The sequence below is a fragment of the Nocardiopsis akebiae genome, from assembly GCF_018316795.1.
Lineage (GTDB): Bacteria > Actinomycetota > Actinomycetes > Streptosporangiales > Streptosporangiaceae > Nocardiopsis > Nocardiopsis dassonvillei.
Genome location: NZ_CP074132.1, coordinates 3,322,274 through 3,338,851 on the forward strand (window position 1 = coordinate 3,322,274; position 16,578 = coordinate 3,338,851).

15 protein-coding genes are annotated in these 16,578 nt (G+C 73.7%); 8 read left to right on the forward strand and 7 right to left on the reverse strand.

What is annotated here, in order from left to right:
* The first annotated feature begins 175 nt into the window (after positions 1 to 175).
* Complete coding sequence (locus KGD83_RS14260) at positions 176 to 1,162, forward strand: beta/alpha barrel domain-containing protein (RefSeq protein ID WP_212639682.1); 987 nt, start codon at positions 176 to 178, stop codon at positions 1,160 to 1,162.
* 67 nt (positions 1,163 to 1,229) lie between these two features.
* The gene (locus KGD83_RS14265; protein ID WP_249351860.1) at positions 1,230 to 2,168 is read left to right on the forward strand and encodes a 2-hydroxyacid dehydrogenase; all 939 of its coding nucleotides are present in this window, start codon (positions 1,230 to 1,232) and stop codon (positions 2,166 to 2,168) included.
* A 60-nt stretch (positions 2,169 to 2,228) separates the two neighbouring features.
* Here the strand turns inward: KGD83_RS14265 and KGD83_RS14270 are convergent, their stop codons facing one another.
* The 3 genes from KGD83_RS14270 to KGD83_RS14280 form a co-directional block, all read right to left on the reverse strand.
* Entirely contained in the window at positions 2,229 to 3,572 is a 1,344-nt protein-coding gene (locus KGD83_RS14270) for an MFS transporter (protein ID WP_212639683.1), read from the reverse strand.
* A gap of 251 nt (positions 3,573 to 3,823) precedes the next feature.
* Entirely contained in the window at positions 3,824 to 4,474 is a 651-nt protein-coding gene (locus KGD83_RS14275; protein WP_212639684.1) for a nucleoside/nucleotide kinase family protein, read from the reverse strand.
* A 100-nt stretch (positions 4,475 to 4,574) separates the two neighbouring features.
* On the reverse strand, positions 4,575 to 5,111 hold the full coding sequence (locus tag KGD83_RS14280; RefSeq protein WP_071622153.1) for an NUDIX hydrolase family protein: 537 nt from the start codon (positions 5,109 to 5,111) through the stop codon (positions 4,575 to 4,577).
* Between the two features lie 444 nt (positions 5,112 to 5,555).
* On the opposite strand from KGD83_RS14280, the gene KGD83_RS14285 reads away from it, so the two are divergent.
* Positions 5,556 to 5,915 carry an STAS domain-containing protein gene (locus tag KGD83_RS14285; protein ID WP_212639685.1) on the forward strand — a complete coding sequence of 120 codons (360 nt, stop codon included), beginning with the start codon at positions 5,556 to 5,558 and terminating at the stop codon, positions 5,913 to 5,915.
* Positions 5,916 to 5,980: 65 nt separating this feature from the next.
* Here the strand turns inward: KGD83_RS14285 and KGD83_RS14290 are convergent, their stop codons facing one another.
* Together KGD83_RS14290 and KGD83_RS14295 are read right to left on the reverse strand one after the other, a co-directional pair.
* Positions 5,981 to 7,855, reverse strand: coding sequence for a PH domain-containing protein (locus KGD83_RS14290; protein WP_212639686.1), 1,875 nt, complete (start codon positions 7,853 to 7,855; stop codon positions 5,981 to 5,983).
* Complete coding sequence (locus KGD83_RS14295; protein WP_212639687.1) at positions 7,852 to 8,349, reverse strand: PH domain-containing protein; 498 nt, start codon at positions 8,347 to 8,349, stop codon at positions 7,852 to 7,854. Before KGD83_RS14295 ends, KGD83_RS14290 begins: the two co-directional genes overlap by 4 nt.
* Positions 8,350 to 8,458: 109 nt before the next feature.
* On the opposite strand from KGD83_RS14295, the gene KGD83_RS14300 reads away from it, so the two are divergent.
* Both KGD83_RS14300 and KGD83_RS14305 read left to right on the forward strand, forming a co-directional pair.
* Entirely contained in the window at positions 8,459 to 9,367 is a 909-nt protein-coding gene (locus KGD83_RS14300; RefSeq protein WP_212639688.1) for an SPFH domain-containing protein, read from the forward strand.
* Positions 9,368 to 9,382: 15 nt separating this feature from the next.
* Positions 9,383 to 9,625 carry a hypothetical protein gene (locus KGD83_RS14305; RefSeq protein ID WP_212639689.1) on the forward strand — a complete coding sequence of 81 codons (243 nt, stop codon included), beginning with the start codon at positions 9,383 to 9,385 and terminating at the stop codon, positions 9,623 to 9,625.
* 133 nt (positions 9,626 to 9,758) lie between these two features.
* Here KGD83_RS14305 and KGD83_RS14310 read toward each other — a convergent pair whose 3' ends face one another.
* Positions 9,759 to 11,426: an FAD-binding dehydrogenase gene (locus KGD83_RS14310; RefSeq protein WP_212639690.1), complete on the reverse strand. Its 1,668-nt coding sequence runs from the start codon at positions 11,424 to 11,426 to the stop codon at positions 9,759 to 9,761.
* A gap of 226 nt (positions 11,427 to 11,652) precedes the next feature.
* Between KGD83_RS14310 and KGD83_RS14315 the strand changes: the two genes are divergently transcribed.
* Positions 11,653 to 12,495 (forward strand): hypothetical protein, encoded by an 843-nt coding sequence (locus tag KGD83_RS14315; protein ID WP_212639691.1) that lies wholly within the window; start codon positions 11,653 to 11,655, stop codon positions 12,493 to 12,495.
* Between the two features lie 70 nt (positions 12,496 to 12,565).
* On the opposite strand, the gene KGD83_RS14320 is transcribed toward KGD83_RS14315, so the two are convergent.
* Positions 12,566 to 13,660: an alcohol dehydrogenase catalytic domain-containing protein gene (locus tag KGD83_RS14320; RefSeq protein WP_212639692.1), complete on the reverse strand. Its 1,095-nt coding sequence runs from the start codon at positions 13,658 to 13,660 to the stop codon at positions 12,566 to 12,568.
* A gap of 181 nt (positions 13,661 to 13,841) precedes the next feature.
* Between KGD83_RS14320 and ku the strand changes: the two genes are divergently transcribed.
* Entirely contained in the window at positions 13,842 to 14,864 is a 1,023-nt protein-coding gene (gene ku, locus KGD83_RS14325; protein ID WP_212639693.1) for a non-homologous end joining protein Ku, read from the forward strand.
* Between the two features lie 332 nt (positions 14,865 to 15,196).
* A complete protein-coding gene (locus tag KGD83_RS14330) occupies positions 15,197 to 16,495 on the forward strand; it encodes an extracellular catalytic domain type 1 short-chain-length polyhydroxyalkanoate depolymerase (protein WP_249351861.1) in 1,299 nt (432 codons plus the stop codon).
* Positions 16,496 to 16,578 lie beyond the last annotated feature (83 nt).

The window sequence follows — 16,578 nt, forward strand, 5'->3', positions numbered from 1 at the left end:
AAGGTCCCCGCTCCCCGACTACCCCACGGAGCGACCAGCGCAAACAGCTGGTCGGCCCCTCGGGCTCCGGAGGCGGTGGCCGGGTGCGTTCCCGGGCGGGGCGGGATGTTTGATTCCCCTGGGTAGCGGTCAACTTACTTAGGGTGAAACCCCGGCGCCTGTCAGGAGGCATGACTTGCCCGCTCGACACACCGACGCCGAACCCCGGCGACCCAGGATCCTGGACGTCACCCTGCGCGACGGGGGCTACCTCAACGACTGGCGCTTCACCGACGCCACCGTGCGCGAGCACACCAAGGTCCTCGGCGAGGTGGGCGTGCCCTACGTGGAGGTCGGCTACATCAGCGACGACCCCGGGCGCCGACCCACGCTCCGGTGCACGCCCGACCTGCTGCGCCAGGTCGGCGAGGACGCCGGACCGGCCCGCGTCGTCGCCATGCTCGGTGTGAACGGCAGGAGGCCGGACGAGGTCGCCGCCCTGCTGCGGCCCCGCGCCGAGGTGCTCGACGTGGTCCGCCTGACCTGCCTCCTGGAGAGACTGGACCACGTGCTCGCCGCGGCGGAGGCGGTGCGCGCCACCGGCGTCACCTGCTCCATCAACCTCATCAGCGTCACCGCCTACGAACCCGGGGAACTGGCCGAGGCGGCCGAGCGCGTCGCACGGGCGGGCGCCGCCGACTGGCTCTACCTGGCCGACTCCCGCGGCGCGCTGCTGCCCGAGCACGCCGCCGAGCTCTTCGCCGGGGTGCGGGCCGCCTGGCCCGGACCGGCGGGCTTCCACGGCCACGACAACCTCGGCCACGCCGTCGCCAACTCCCGGATCGCGCTGGAGGCGGGCTTCGACCTCGTGGACGGCTCCCTCCACGGGTACGGCCTGGGCGGCGGCAACACCGACCTGGCCGAGGCCCTGGCCCTGGTCGGGGAGGTGGACCGCCCGCGCCTGGCCTCCCTGGCCGAGCGCGTGGCGGTGGAGATGCCCCCGCCGCCGCCCTTCCAGCACCTGTATCCCCTGACCGGCTGGCGCAACCTGGAACAGGAGTGGGCTCCCGACGTCTGGGAGGCCCACGGCGAGGGGGCCGGCGAGTTCCTGCGCGGCCTGGCCTGGAAACGCTACAAGGAGGTCGGGGAGGTCCTGGGCGATGCGTCGGCTCCCCGGCCCTGAACACCCCGTCGGCTGCGCCCCGGTCCGGGTCGCGGCCGCGCATCCCACCACCCCCTGGAGGAACGGTTTGACCCGGCCCGTCCGCTGTCTCGTGCTCAACGACCGGCACCCCCTCCCCACCGACACCCTGGACCACCTGTCCGACGCGCTGGAGGCGCACTGGGTCCAGACCTCCGACGGCGGCCTGGACCCGGCCGAGGAGTTCCGGCGCCGCCCGGACACGCGGGTCCTGGTCACCACCTACGCGGACCTGGGCGCGCGGAACCTGCGCCTGCTGCCCGACCTGGAACTGGTGGTGGCCACCACCACGGCCGTGGAGTACGTGGACCTGGAGTACTGCCGCGAGCGCGGCGTGGCCGTGTGCAACACCGCCGGGTACACCGGCCCCGCGGTGGCCGAGCACGCCGTCGCGCTGATGATGGCAGCGGCCAAGAGGATCGTGCCCGTCCACGCCCGCGTCCGGTCGGGCGACCTGCTCTGCGCGGGGGAACAGGGCATGGAACTCGCGGGCGGCACCGCGGGGATCGTGGGCATGGGCGGCATCGGCGCGCGGGTGGCGCGCATGGTGCGCGGCCTGGGCATGGAGGCCGTCCACGCCAACCGCAGTCCGCGCCGGACCGAGGGCTCGGTCCAGGTGGAGCTGGACGAGCTCCTGGCGGTGTCCGACGCGGTCTTCCTCACCCTGCCGCTGGACACCGCGACCCGCGGCCTGCTGGGCGCGGCCGAACTCGCCCTGATGAGGCCCTCTGCGGTCCTGGTGAGCATCTCGCCCAACGAGGTCATCGACTCCGGGGCGCTGACGGATGCGCTGCGCGAGGGGCGCCTGCGCGGCGCGGGGCTGGACCTGGTCGGTGAGCGCAACCCCTACCCGCCGCTGGACAACCTGGTGCTCAGCTCCCGGTTCGCCGCCAACACGCGCGAGTGCCAGGAACGGCGCCGAGGGGTGTGGGCGGCCGCGGTGGCGGCCTTCGTCGAGGGCCGGGAGCTGCCGAACCGGATCGTGTGAGGACGCGGACGGGCCGGGCGGCACGCGCTCGCCCGGCCCGTCCCACAGGGGACGGACCCCCTAGCGGCCGGTCACCCGCACCGGGGTGTCGTCCAGGGAGTCGTCGCGCGTCTCACGGCTGATCAGCAGCGCCACCAGGGTGATCACGCCGACCAGGACCAGGTAGCCGCCGACCCAGTTCAGTCCCAGGGTGCCCGCCAGCCACGTCGCGATGTAGGGGGCGAACGAGGCGCCCAGCAGGCCCGCCAGGTTGTAGGCCACCGAGGCGCCGGTGTAGCGCACCTTGGTCGGGAACAGCTCCGGCAGCACGGAGGCCATCGGGCCGAAGGTCAGGCCCATCAGGCTCAGCCCCACGATGAGGAACGCCAGTACGCCGACCGTGCCGCCGCCGCCCATCAGCGGGCCCATGGCGAAGCCGAAGACGATGATCGCGACGGTGACCCAGACCAGGACCGGCTTGCGGCCGAACCGGTCGGCGAGCAGGCCCGCGACGGGGGTGAACACCCCGAAGAAAACCACGCCCACCAGCAGGAACACCAGGAACTGCGACCGGTCGTAGCCCAGGCCCGCCACCGGGTCGGTGCCGAAGCCCAGCGAGAACACGGTCATCAGGTAGAACAGCACGTAGGTGGCGAGCATGATCAGCGTGCCCAGTACCACGGCGGGCCAGTTGGTGCGGAACACCTCCGCCATCGGCGACTTGACCCGCTCGCCCGAGGCGACGATCTTGGCGAAGGCCGGCGTCTCGTGCAGGGTCAGGCGGACCCACAGGCCGATCACGATCAGCAGGGTCGAGAGCAGGAACGGCACGCGCCAGCCCCAGGCCAGGAAGGTCTCGTCGCTCATGAACTGGCTCAGGGCCAGGAACACGCCGTTGGCGAGGAAGAACCCGATCGGCGCGCCCAGCTGCGGGAACGAGCCGTAGAAGCCGCGCTTCCCGGGAGGGGCGTTCTCGGTGGCCAGCAGGGCGGCGCCGCCCCACTCCCCGCCCAGTCCCAGGCCCTGGCCGAAGCGGCACACCGCCAGCAGCAGCGGGGCCAGGACGCCCACCTGCGCGTAGGTGGGCAGCACGCCGATGCCGACGGTGGCGATGCCCATGGTCAGCAGGGACGCCACCAGGGTGGCCTTGCGCCCGACGCGGTCGCCGAAGTGGCCGAACACCCAGGAGCCGATGGGGCGTGCGACGAAGGCGATGGCGAAGGTGGCCAGCGACTGCAGCCGCGCCGCCAGCATGTCGCCCTCGGGGAAGAACAGCGCGGGGAAGACCAGGACCGCGGCCGTCGCGTAGATGTAGAAGTCGTAGAACTCGATGGACGTCCCCACGAGGCTGGCCGTGAGGACCCTCCTCTTGGGATTGGCCGGTGGCTCGGCCTCTTCTGGTGCGCGTGGGGCGACGTCCGTCATGGGACTTCTTTCCAGGTCAGTGGGTGCGGATGGCTGGATGCTAGCTCCGCTCGCCACTGTATGAAACATTTGTCTCACTATGTGGACATATGTGACCTCTGTGTCCTTCTGGGGTTTTCCCCGGGTCGGGGAGCCCGGAACCCGCGCGCGGGCCCCCGCCTCCCCGGGCCCCGCGCACCCGGGGCCCGGCCGCGGGCGGTGGCGGGGGCGGCGGCACGGGGGACGTGCCCGGGACGGCGCGCGGGCGGGTCTCAGCCCTCGGGAAGGGGACCCGGGCGCACCACCCGCGTGCAGTTGTCCCGGAAGCGCTTGACCAGCTCCCCGTTGGGGCGGTCGCTGCGTTCCACCCACTCCCGGGCCGCCTCCGCGGTCGCCCCGCCCGCGAGCTGGCGCCGGTGCAGCCTGCGCTCGCGCAGGTCGTCTTCGGCCTCCACGTACCACAGCTGCGCGAACACCCCGCGCAGCCCGGCCCAGGGCTCCTCGTCGCCCGCCAGGTAGTTGCCCTCGGTCACGACCAGCCGTGTGTGCGGCTCGATGACGTGCCGCGCGGCGACGGGTTCGTGCAGCACGCGGTCGTAGTCGGGCACGTAGACGGGGTGGTCGGTCTCGGCGAGCAGGCGGCGCACCAGGGCCGCGTACCCGTGCGCGTCGAAGGTGTCCGGCGCGCCCTTGCGGTCGCGCCGCCCCAGCCGGTCGAGCTGGGCGTTGGACAGGTGGAAGCCGTCCATGGGCAGGTACCCGGCCGTGCCCGGGCCCAGCACGGCGTCGATCCCGGCCACCAGGTGGCGGGCGAGCGTGGACTTCCCGGCGGCGGGGGCGCCCACCAGGCCGAGCACGCGGCGGCGGTGCGGGCCGGTGGCTGCGGCCAGGGCGAGGGCGTCGGCGACGAGCGGTTCGGACATGGCACGAGCCTACGCACCCGGGGGCGCCCCGTGCCGAGGCGGTGCCCGGGTCCGCCCCGCCGGGCCCGCCGGGGCGGACCCGGCGGGCCCGGGGCCCCGGTCAGGGGACGTGGCCCACGTGGGCCAGCGCCTGGCGCACCAGCACGTCCTGGCCGCCCGTCATCTCCTCGCGCAGGTGCGCGCCGACCGCCTCCTCCGGCGTGAACCACACCAGGTCCAGGGCGTCCTGGCGGGGCTGGCAGTCGCCCGAGACCGGGACGATGTAGGCCATCGCCACCGCGTGCTGGCGGGCGTCGTGGAACGGGGTGATCCCCGGCGTGGGGAAGTACTCGGCCACCGTGAACGGCTGCGGCGAGACGGGGACGCGCGGCAGGGCCACCGGGCCCAGGTCCTTCTCCAGGTGGCGCAGGAGGGCGTCGCGGATCCGCTCGTGGTAGAGCACGCGGCCCGAGACCACCGAGCGGTGGAAGCTGCCGTCGGGCGCGGCCCGCATGAGCAGGCCGACATGGGTCACCTGGCCCACCTCGTCCACCCGTACGGGAACCGCCTGGACGTAGAGGACGGGCATGCGGCCGCGGATGCTCTCCAGCTCCTCGGGGGAGAACCAGCCGGGCTGGGTGTCGGCGGTTTCGGTCATCGGGTGCGCGGCGGAGCGCCGCGGCCGTCGGCCGGGGCCCGCCGCTCCCTCCCTTCTCGTGGGCTGTCCCTGGGGTCGGCCCCGGGCCCGGCCCGTGGGCGCGGGCACGCGGGGATGCCACCTGTACCGCTTCTACCGCACTCGGGCGCGGAAGGCCACGCGCGGGGGCGGGCCCGGAGTGTCCGAGAGGAGAAGTGAGGGGTCCGGACCGCGGTCGCGCGCGGTGCGTCCCGCCACCCGCCGGACGGGGTGACACGGGACTGTCCCCACAGCCACATCGGCGAGATTTCGCGGGTTTTTCTCACGAAAAGCCCCCACCGTCTCTCTGGAGAGGTTACGATCTCGTACGCGGTTGCGTAGTGGAAAGGTTACGTCCGGTGAGAGGTGGCCCGCGTGGCGAGGAATGCCCGGTTCTCTGCCCAGGAGCGTTTCCCCTGTACGGGTGTGACGGTGGTGCCCGTCCACGGCGAGGTCGACCTCGCCACCGCCGACCGCCTGCGTGATCGGCTGCTCCAGGCCGCGCACGCCTCGCACTGCGACTGCCTGGTGGTGGACATGTCCGGGCTCGACTTCTTCGACGCGAGCGGCGTGAGCGCCCTGGTCGCGGTCTACAAGAGCCTCACCCGCGAGGGGCGGCACGTCGTCCTGGCCGAGCCCGCGCCCATCGCCGCCCGGGTGCTGGAGGCGCTGGGCATGGGGCGCGTGTTCGAGATCTACCCGCTCCTGGAGATGGCGCTCACGCACACCAGCGGCCTGCGGGTGGACGGCGACCCCATCCGCAACACGGTGCCCGAACTCCCGTGACCGGTCCCCGGCCCCCGCCCCGTGAGGGGGAGGGGCCGGGACCGCGGTCCGCGGGAGGCCCCGCCTCAGGGGCGGAACGCCCCGCCGTCGGCGTCCCGTCCGGCCTCTTCCTCCTGTTCCTCCCGCCCGTCGCGCACAAGGAAGGGCGCCAGCAGCTCGGGGACGGCCTCGTCCGCCCAGGCCAGGCCCTGGCCCAGCCCCACGTCCCTGGCCGCGTACATCCCCTGCCCCGCCGCCGTCGTGGCGGCCACGTCGGCCAGGCCCAGCCTGCGCTGGAACGGCGAGCGGTTGATGCGCCAGCCGATCACCGCCGACCGCTCCAGGGTCACCGTGTCGCGTACCGCCATCCCCTTGCGCACCACCAGGTAGCGCGGATGCAACCCGTGGCCCAGGCCCCGGTAGGAGCCCACGGCGTACCAGAACGCCGCCGCCGCGATCGCCACCGCCAGCACCGCCCACGCCCAGCTCGGCGTGACCTCCACCGTGCTCGTGGCCAGCGGCACCAGGATGATCTCGCGCTCCACCTCGTGCACCACGTCCCACCAGGCCTCGGCGATCAGCGTGTGCAGCCAGGCCAGTGCCCCGGAGAGCACCGCGCCCAGCACGGTGACCACGGCGGCCCGCGTGAAGCGGCGGCGCAGCGCGGTCCGGGGGTGCACGGCCAGCGCCACGTCCAGGGGCGAGTCCGGCGTGCCCATCAGGTCGGCGGCCAGCCTCCTGGCCCGCTCCCGCGGCATGCCCGGGGACAGGCGGCTCTTGGCGCTGGTCTTCTGGTCGTCGGCCGCGGCCAGCCCGGTGGCCACCGCGCGCACGTCCGCTCCACCAGACAGCCGCAGCACGTAAGGCTCGTGCAGCGTGACCCCGTTGAGGCGGCGCCCCTCCACCGACAGCGACACGCTGGTCAGCAGGCCCCGGCGCAGCCGCACGGTCCCGTCGGACTCCCGGGTGAGGCGGTAGTCCCACCAGGTCTCCACGGCCACGGCGGTCAGGACCACCACACCGGACACCAGCAGACCCAGCAGCGTCAGGGGGGCCACGATCAGGAGCTGCCCCATCACGAACGAGGACACCTCCTCCACGCTGGGCAGGCCGGCCTGGCCGGAGAGCCAGTCCCACCCCACGCCTCCGGTCTGCGCGTTCAGGCCCAGCAGACCGGCGATGGCGCCCAGGCCCACGCCCAGGGTCGCGGTGGTCGCGGGTGCGTAGGCGAACCAGCGGCGGTCGAGGCGGGCCAGTTCGGTCTCGTCCTCCTCGCCCGCGCCGTCCTCGGCGGTCTCCCCGGCACCGGACACGGCGCCGGCGGCGGGCGCGCCCCGGCGCAGCAGGTCGCGGCGCAGCCACTCGCCCTGCCCGGCGGTGACGTAGAGCAGCTGGAGCTGGTCGGCCCCGGCCCCGACCTTCTCGCCGGTGCCGACCGTGACCGAGCACAGTCCGAAGATCCGCACGTAGATCGGCGCCGCCACGTCGACGCTGCGCACGCGTTCGCGCGGGATGGACCGGTAGGACTTGGCGACGACGCCCGAGCGCATCTCCATGCGCTCGTCGGTGACCCGGTAGCGGGTCGCGCGCAGGCGCAGCAGGTCGACGTAGGTCATGAGCGCCACGAACGCCAGCGCGGCGGGGACGGGGAGCAGCGCCCACAGGTGCTGTCCGGCCACCACCAGCACGACGCTGGCCACGATCGCGCTCGGGACGAGGAACAGCCCGACGACGACGGCGCTCGCCCACACGCTGAGCGGGTGCAACCGCTGCCAGTCGGTGACGGGGGCCTCCCCGGCGGGGGCGGTCCCCTGCGCGGGAGCCGCCTGGGCTCCGGCGCCCGCCGGGACGGGGCCCGGGGCGGTGTCGGCCGGGACGCCCTCGGCCCGCGGGGCGGGCCGTCCGCCCTGTCCGGGCGCCGGAGGGAACTCCTCGGGGCCGGGTCGGTGTCCGTCGCTCATGTCGCGTCCCCCGGGGTCGCCTGGGTGGTGTCGGTGAGCTGGTCGGCCACGCGCGTGGCCAGTTCGTGGTCCAGACCGGTGATCTCGATCGGGCCCGCGGCGGAGGCGGTGGTCACGGTGACGCTGGAGAGCCCGAACGCCCGCTGGAGGGGGCCGCGCGCGGTGTCCACGGTCTGGATGCGCGACATCGGGGCCACACGCCACTCCTGCCAGAGCCAGCCGCTGGAGGTGTAGACGGCCGTGTCGGTGACCTCCCAGCGGTGGACGCGGTAGCGCCACCGCGGCATGACCACGGTGATCAGCAGCCCTATCCCGCCGATCACCGCGGCGGCGGCCAGGAACCAGGCGCGCGGCGGCTCCCAGATGATCGCGGGCACCACGGGGACGGCTGTGAGGAGGACCGTCACGGTCAGGGACCGGGTCGTCCACCAGCGGACGGCACGTCCGTCCACCCGGTGGCGGGGCGGGCGCAGGCGGGGGGTGTCGGCGCTCATCGCGTCCACGCCTCCTTCGGTTCGGGGCCCTGGCGGGCCGGGTGTCTTTTAAAAGTGATATCACAATGCTATTCTCACGTCATCACCCAACGGAGAACGGAAACCTCAGATGACCGCTACCGGCCAGCCCCCCGCCCCTGCTCCCCAGTACCGAGAACACCCCGCCGCCAGCATCAACGGCATGGTGATGGCGGTGGTCAGCGTCCTGCTCTTCCTCCTCGGCGTCGCCGTCGCGCTGTCGCCCATCGTCGGACTGCCCGTGCCCCTGGTGGCCGTCGGCGTCGTCCTCGCCGTGGTCGGCTTCCTGTTCTTCATCGGGCTGGAGATGGTCGCGCCCAACGAGGCCAAGGTCGTCCAGCTCTTCGGCCGCTACGTCGGCAGCGTCCGCACCGACGGCCTGCGCTGGGTCAACCCCTTCACCGTTCGCAAGGGCGTCTCCACCCGCATCCGCAACCACGAGACCTCCGTGATGAAGGTCAACGACGCCTCCGGCAGCCCCATCGAGATCGCCGCCGTCATCGTCTGGCAGGTGGAGGACACCGCCCGCGCCTCCTTCGAGGTGGACGACTTCGTGGAGTTCGTCTCCATCCAGACCGAGGCCGCGGTGCGCCACATCGCGGGCAACTATCCCTACGACTCCTACGACACCGACACCAGCCGCTCCCTGCGCGGCAGCGCCGACCTCATCACCGAGCAGCTGTCCCGGGAGGTCGGCGAGCGGGTCGAGGCGGCGGGCGTGCGGATCGTGGAGACGCGCTTCACCCACCTGGCCTACGCCTCCGAGGTCGCCCAGGCCATGCTCCAGCGCCAGCAGGCCAGCGCGCTGATCGCCGCCCGCCAGGAGATCGTCGAGGGCGCCGTGGGCATGGTCGACCGCGCGCTCGCCCGCCTGTCGGAGGAGGGCGTGGTGGAACTGGACGAGGAGCGCAAGGCCGCCATGGTCAGCAACCTGCTCGTGGTGCTGTGCTCCGACCGCCCCGCCAGCCCCGTCGTCAACGCCGGAACCCTGTACCAGTGACCGCGTGAGGTGGCAGTGCCCGAGCGCAAGAAGGTGCTGCTGCGCCTCGACCCCGCCGTCCACGACGCGCTCGCGCGGTGGGCCGGGCAGGAGCTGCGCAGCACCAACGCCCAGATCGAGTTCCTGCTGCGCCGCGCGCTGGACGACGCGGGGCGGATGCCCAAGGAGGCGGGGGCCATCCCCCGCCGCGGCCGACCGCGCAGACCCGAGCCGGAGCAGCCGGAGGCCGAACAGGAGGACGAGGGCCCGGGGAGGTGACGGCGCCGCCGGAGACACCGAGGGTTCCCGTCCTCCGGGTGCCCGAACACGAGAAGGGCTGCGCGCAGCGTCCGCTGGGGGCGGTGGCGGGCGACGGGTGGGACGAAGCGGAGCGGAGGTCCAAAGACACTGCCTAGCCCAGCGCCGCCGCGGCGGCCCGACCGGCCGTGCGGCCCGAGAACAGGCAGCCGCCCAGGAAGGTGCCCTCCAGCGCCCGGTAGCCGTGCACCCCGCCGCCGCCGAACCCCGCGACCTCGCCCGCGGCGTACACCCCCGGCAGCGGCGTACCGTCCGCGCGCAGCACGCGGGCGTCCAGGTCGGTGTGCAGGCCGCCCAGGGACTTGCGGGTGAGCACGTGCAGGCGCACCGCGATCAGCGGGCCCGCCTTGGGGTCCAGGATCTGGTGCGGGGACGCCACCCTGGCCAAGCGGTCGCCCCGGTAGTTGCGCGCCCCGTGGATCGCCGTCACCTGGAGGTCCTTGGTGAAGGTGTTGACCATCTCCCGGTCGCGGGCCACCACCTCGCGGGTGACGGTGTCGGCGTCGAGCTCGCCGTCGCCCGCGATCTCCTTCATCCGCCGGATCAGCTCGGGCAGCCGGTCGGCCACGGCGAAGTCCGCGCCGTTGCGCTTGAAGGCCTCCACCGGCCCCGGCGCGCCCGGCAGCACCCGCTTGAGGACGAGCCCGAGGTCCTTCCCGGTCAGGTCGGGGTTCTGCTCCGACCCCGACAGGGCGAACTCCTTCTCGATGATCCTCTGCGAGAGCACGAACCACGTGTACTCGTGGCCGCCGCGCATGATGTGCTCCAGGGTTCCCAGGGTGTCGAACCCGGGGAAGTAGGGCGCGGGCAGCCGTTTGCCGGTCGCGTCCAACCACAGCGAGGAGGGCCCGGGCAGGATGCGGATGCCGTGCCGGGCCCAGACGGGGTCCCAGTTCTGGATGCCCTCGGTGTAGTGCCACATGCGGTCGGGGTTGACGATCCGCCCGCCCGCCCGCTCCGTGATGGCCAGCATGCGCCCGTCCACGTGCTCGGGCACCCCCGAGAGCATGTGCCGCGGCGGGGTGCCCAGGCGCTCGGGCCAGTTGCGGCGCACCAGGTCGTGGTCGCCGCCGATCCCGCCGGAGGTGACGATCACCGCCTGGGCGGAGAACTCGAAGTCGCCCACCGCCCCGCGTCCGCTGGCCTCGCCCCGCCTGACGCCGCTGGGGGCCAGGACCGCGCCGCGTACGCCGGTGACCGTCCCTCCCGTGACCACCAGCTCGTCCACCCGGTGGCGGAAGCGCAGTGAGACCAGGCCGCGCTCGGCCGCCGCGCGCACCCGCCGCTCGAAAGGCGCGACCACGCCCGGGCCGGTGCCCCAGGTGATGTGGAACCGGGGCACGGAGTTGCCGTGGCCGTCGGCCAGGTAGCCGCCGCGCTCGGCCCAGCCCACGAGGGGGAAGAACCGTATCCCCTGCCGGTGGAGCCAGGAGCGCTTCTCCCCGGCGGCGAAGTCCACGTAGGCCTCGGCCCACCGGCGGGGCCAGGCGTCCTCGGGGCGGTCGAACCCCGCGGTGCCCGTCCAGTCCTGCATGGCCAGCTCGGCGGAGTCCCTGACGCCCATGCGCCGCTGCTCGGGGGAGTCCACGAGGAACAGCCCGCCGAAGGACCAGAACGCCTGCCCGCCCAGGGACTGCTCGGGCTCCTGGTCCAGCAGGAGCACGCGCCTGCCCGCGTCGGCGAGTTCGGCCGCCGCGGTCAGGCCCGCCAGCCCGGCGCCGACGACGATGACGTCGGCGCTGTCGTCTCCGCTGCCACCCATGCTGTTCCCCTCCGGTCGGCCGTGCCCGGGGCACGGCGTGCGTGTTGGTGACGACTGTGCCGCCGCCGCGGCGGCACGGCAAGGGCGAAGTGTGCCGTGCGCCACAGGATTTGTCAGGAGGTGACAAACCATTCCGGCTCGGCCACAATCGTGCGACCCACGCGCGCCGGTCCCCTTCCGGCCCCGTTCGCGCTGGTCACACCGTGTTCAAGACGAAGGACTCCGCGTGTACTTCCATCCCCCGACCCTCGACCCCGGCTGGCTCGCCACCCTCATCGGGCTCGCGACCCTGCTCTTCCTCCTCGCCCAGCCCCTGATCCTGTGGCCACTGATCCGCCGCCTGGGAGAACCCGCCGAACCCGGCCGCCCCTCGCCCCTGACGCGCCTCCAACGCGTCACGGTGTGGGCGTCCACGGCCGAGGTCCTCCTGGCCGCGGCGTTCGTCGGATCCGCGCGGGTCCTCACCCCGGCCGACATCGGACTCGTCCCGCCCCGATTGCACGGGTACGACCCCGAGGCGCCCCCGATCCTGGCGGACGACCCCGTCGCCTGGGCCGGGACGGCCGCGGTCCTGGTGTGGACCGCACTGTTCGTGGCGGCCCTGTTGGTACAGAAGCACCGGGACGGTGTCCGCGGGCAGAACCCTCCCGGGCAGAGGGTCCGCCTGCCCGACCTCACCGACGCCGAGTGGCAATGGATGCCCTGGTCCTTCGCCCTGGGCGGTCTGGCCACCACGGTCGCGCTCTTCGTGGTCGTCTACCCGCTGGTCACGGTCTTCGTCGGCCCCCTGGCGGCGGTCGCCGCAGTCGCGCTGCTGCTGGGAGGACAGCAGTGGGGGAACGGGTACCAGCAGACGCTGGTCCTGACCGCGTACGGGGCGCTGACGGCGCTGTGCCACGCCTTCCTGTCCGCCGGGTCCCTGTTCGTGCCCGTGGTCTTCTGGTGCGCCCTCGCCTACGCCTACGGCCGCTCGCTGCGCCGACAGCGCCTCCAGATGTTCCAGGCGGCGCCCATGGAGGTCACCATGCTCGACTCCGACGGCAACCCCGTCCGGCGGCCCGGGCGCTGAACCGCACTGACCGCACACCACGGGCTCCGGCGGCACCGCGTCAGCGCGGCGCCGCCGGAGCCCGCCGGGTTCAGGCCCCGAAGCGCACCAGCGACCGGCCGCCCCGACCTCCGGCCATGCGCTCGAAGGCCTCGGGCACGCCTTCGAGCGGGATCTCGTCGGTGACCATGGCCGCCAGCTTCAGCTCCCCCGACCGCACCCGCTCGGCGATGAGCGGGACGTCGCGCGCCGGGTCGCTGGAGCCGTACACGCACCCGCGCAGCGTGCGCGCCTGGTGGAACAGCTCCAGCGCGTTGAAGGACACCTCGTCGTCCACCCTGCCCACGCCCACCACCGTGACCGTGCCGCCGCGCCGGGTCACGTCCCAGGCCGAGCGCACCGCCTTCGCCGACCCCACCACCTCGAAGGCGTGGTCGGCGCCGCGCCTGCCCGTCAGCGCGCGCACGGCCCTGACCAGGGTTTCGTCAGCGAGCAGGAACTCGGTGGCGCCCAGTGAGCGGGCCAGCTCCTCCTTGGCGGGGGAGACGTCCACCGCGACCACCGGGTCGGCTCCGGCCAGGCGCGCGGCCTGGAGCACCGACAGGCCCACCCCGCCCAGACCCAGCACCACGGCTGACTGGCCCTCGCGAACGCCCGCGGAGTTGTTGACCGCGCCCCAGCCGGTGAGCACCGCGCAGCCCAGCACGGCGGCCACCGCCGGGTCGATCCCGTCGGGCAGCGGCACGACGGCGGAGGCGGGCACCACGGTGGCCTCGGCGAACGCGCCGCACCCCAGGCCGGGGTAGACGGGCGTGCCGTCGGAGAGCCCGGCGTAGGGCTGCGCGGTGCGGTCCAGCGCGTGCTCGCACAGGTGCGGCTCGCCCTGGCGGCAGAACCAGCACTCGCGGCAGGAGGGGGCCCAGTTCAGGATCACCTGCTGGCCGGGGACCACCTCCGTGACGCCCTCGCCGACGGCGTCGACGGTTCCGGCTCCCTCGTGGCCCAGCACGGCGGGCCACTTCTGGGCCAGGGTGCCGTTGGACAGGGACAGGTCGGAGTGGCACACCCCGGCCGCGGCCAGGCGCACCCGCACCTGGCCGGGGGCTGGGTCGGGCAGGACCAGGTCGCGGATGCGGGGAGGGGCGCCGCGCTCGGTGAAGACGGCGGCCCTGACGGTCGTACTCATGGGAGGCTCCAATCACGTACTGCCGCGACAGTAGCAATACCGACCGGTCGGTCAAGGACCCGGGGCGCACGGACCCGTGTTCTCCCGGACGTGCCCGCTCCTTCCCGCCTTGGGGGTCCTTTGCCGTTGTCGACCGACATTTTGCCTGGTAACGGTAATGATGGGGGCAGAAGGAGGGGTCATGGTCAATCCGGTCTGGGTGGGAACCCTCATGTTCGGCAGGGTGCCCGTCGGCGTGCGCCTCTACAGCGCGCGCGAACGCAGGGGTCCCGTGCTGCACCAGTTCGAGCGGGGCACGGCCGATCGCATCCGCTACGTCCGCGTCAACGAGCGCACCGGTGAGGAGGTCGCCGGCGAGGACGTCGTGCGCGGGGCGCGCACCGGGGTCGAGGACGAGTACGTGGTCCTGGAGCCGGAGGAGTTGGAGGAGATCCTCCCGCACGGCTCGCGCACCATGGAGCTGACCGGCTTCCTGTCCCAGGGCGCCGTCGACGCGCTGTGGTACGCCTCCACCTACTACGTCGCGCCCCGGGCCGCGGTCGACGCCAAGGCCTACCAACTGCTGTACACGGCCCTGGAGCAGACCCGCCGCACGGGCGTGGCCACCATCGTCCTGCGCGACCGCGAGTACCCCGTCCTGATCGAACCGAACCGCGGCGTGCTGTCGGCCTCCACCCTGTGGTGGCCCGACGAGGTCCGCGAACCCGACGACGTGATGCCGCCCGTGCCCCGCGCCGCGCTGGCCAAGAGCGAACTCGAACTGGCACGCGAGCTGGTCAGGTCCCTGTCGATCGAGTGGGACCCCGAGGACTACTCCGACAGCTACGGCCAGCGCCTGACCGAACTGGTGCGCGCCAAGGCCGGTGGCAGGACGTTCACCCACCGGCCCGAGCAGGCCGCGCCCACCGAGGACGCGGACGGCCTCGGCGAGGCACTGCGCCAGAGCCTGCCCGCCCAGCGCACCCGGGGTACGCGGTCACGCGGCCCGCGCGCGTCCACCGGCGCGGAGGGGGCCCGGCGGGCCCGCGAGCCCCGGGGGACCGCAGCACGCGGTACCCGGGTCGAGCGGCGGAGCGAGGGCAGGGTCACCAAGCGCGAACTGCTCCAGCGGGCCTCGGAACTGGACGTGCCGGGCCGGTCCAAGATGAGCCGGGACCAACTGGAGGAGGCCGTGGGGCTGAACGGCTCCGAAGTCCGCCGCTGAGGACCGCGCCGGACGGCCCCCGCCGCCGCGTCGGAGGGCTTACCGGGGTTGACGGACGGCCCGTGCGGCCGGACAGTATTGGGAGCGCTCCCAACACAGGCGGAGACCCCGCCCGGGCGCTCCGCGACCCCGCCGTCGGCCGACCCCGCCGTCGGCCGACCCCGCCGTCGGCCGAGCCCGCCGGTCGGGCGACCGCCCGCCGCCGACCGGGCCGCCACCGCGGCCGAAGCGACGCACGCGGAGCCGGGCCCGCCGGGAACGGCCACGCGAGGCGACCGGCGTGCGCGCGGGCACCGCAGTCCCCCACCCCCCGCCGTCGGGAAGGCCCGCACGTGACCCAGATCCCCGCGAACCCCCTCAGCAGGGCGGTCGGCGCGCTCGCCGCCGCCGTCCTGCCCATGCTGGCCGCGCTCCTGTTCGCCGCGCCCCCGGCCTCGGCCGCCGCCCTGACCGAGGTCGAGGACTTCGGCCCCAACCCCAGCGGTCTGCGCATGTACCTCTACGTGCCGGACAGCGTCACCGAGAACCCCCCGGTCCTGGTCGCCCAGCACTGGTGCACCGGAACCGGACCCGTCTTCCACGCCAACACCGAGTTCGCCTCGCTGGCCGACCGGTACGGCTTCATCGTCGTCTACCCCTCCGTCACGCGCGCCAGCCAGTGCTTCGACGTGTCCTCGCCCGAGGCGCTGACCCGGGGCGGCGGCAGCGACCCGGTCGGCATCCGCTCGATGGTCGCCCACGTCGTCGACGCCCACGACGCCGACGCCGAGCGCGTGTTCGTCACCGGTGTCTCCTCCGGAGCCATGATGACCAACGTCATGTTGGCCAACTACCCGGACGTGTTCGCGGCGGGAGCGGCCTTCAGCGGGGTGCCCTTCGGCTGCTTCGCCACCACCGACGGCTCCGGCTGGAACAACGCCTGCTCCACCGGCGCCATCGACCGCACCCCGCAGGAGTGGGGCGACCTGGTCCGCGCCTCCCACCCCGGCTACACCGGACCGCGGCCGCGTATGCAGCTGTGGCACGGGACTGAGGACGACGTCCTGCGCTACGCCAACTTCACCGAGGAGATCGAACAGTGGACCGACGTCCACGGCCTCGGCCGGAGCCCGGCAGCCACCGACCAGCCCCAGCCCGGCTGGACCCGCACCCGCTACGGCGCCACCGGCGACCGGGCCCCGGTGGAGGCCGTCAGCATGCAGGGCGTCGGCCACAACCTCATGGCCAACGGCATGGCGGCCCACGCCATCACCTTCTTCGGACTCGACCAGGACACCGACCCCGGACCCGGTCCGGATCCCGAGCCCGGTGACGGGGACTGCGCCGTCACCGTCACCACCAACGCCTGGAACACCGGCCTGACCGCCTCACTGACCATCACCAACACCGGCACCGAGCCCGTCGACGGCTGGTCCCTGGACTTCACCCTGCCCGCGGGCCAGAGCATCACCTCGGGCTGGAACGCCTCCTACGGTCCGCGCCAGGGCGCGGTCACCGCCGCCAACGCCTCCTACAACGCCGTCATCGCCCCCGGCGCCAGTGTGGGCATCGGCTACCAGGCCGCGCACGCCGGCGACTCCGGCGGACCGACCGGCTTCGCCCTCAACGGCGCGGCCTGCTCCCCGGCCTGATCCGGCGCGGCGCGGCCCCTCCGGAAGGGCCGCGCCGCGTTGCACTCGTGCCGTAGAGGGGTATGTCCCCTTTCGTCCGTGCG

Bases quoted from the DNA above. Each gene is read 5' to 3' on its own strand.
- KGD83_RS14270 (WP_212639683.1), bottom strand. From the start codon at position 3,572: ATGACGGACGTCGCCCCACGCGCACCAGAAGAGGCCGAGCCACCGGCC.
- KGD83_RS14275 (WP_212639684.1), bottom strand. From the start codon at position 4,474: ATGTCCGAACCGCTCGTCGCCGACGCCCTCGCCCTGGCCGCAGCCACC.
- KGD83_RS14280 (WP_071622153.1), bottom strand. From the start codon at position 5,111: ATGACCGAAACCGCCGACACCCAGCCCGGCTGGTTCTCCCCCGAGGAG.
- KGD83_RS14290 (WP_212639686.1), bottom strand. From the start codon at position 7,855: ATGAGCGACGGACACCGACCCGGCCCCGAGGAGTTCCCTCCGGCGCCC.
- KGD83_RS14295 (WP_212639687.1), bottom strand. From the start codon at position 8,349: ATGAGCGCCGACACCCCCCGCCTGCGCCCGCCCCGCCACCGGGTGGAC.
- KGD83_RS14300 (WP_212639688.1), top strand. From the start codon at position 8,459: ATGACCGCTACCGGCCAGCCCCCCGCCCCTGCTCCCCAGTACCGAGAA.
- KGD83_RS14310 (WP_212639690.1), bottom strand. From the start codon at position 11,426: ATGGGTGGCAGCGGAGACGACAGCGCCGACGTCATCGTCGTCGGCGCC.
- KGD83_RS14320 (WP_212639692.1), bottom strand. From the start codon at position 13,660: ATGAGTACGACCGTCAGGGCCGCCGTCTTCACCGAGCGCGGCGCCCCT.
- ku (WP_212639693.1), top strand. From the start codon at position 13,842: ATGGTCAATCCGGTCTGGGTGGGAACCCTCATGTTCGGCAGGGTGCCC.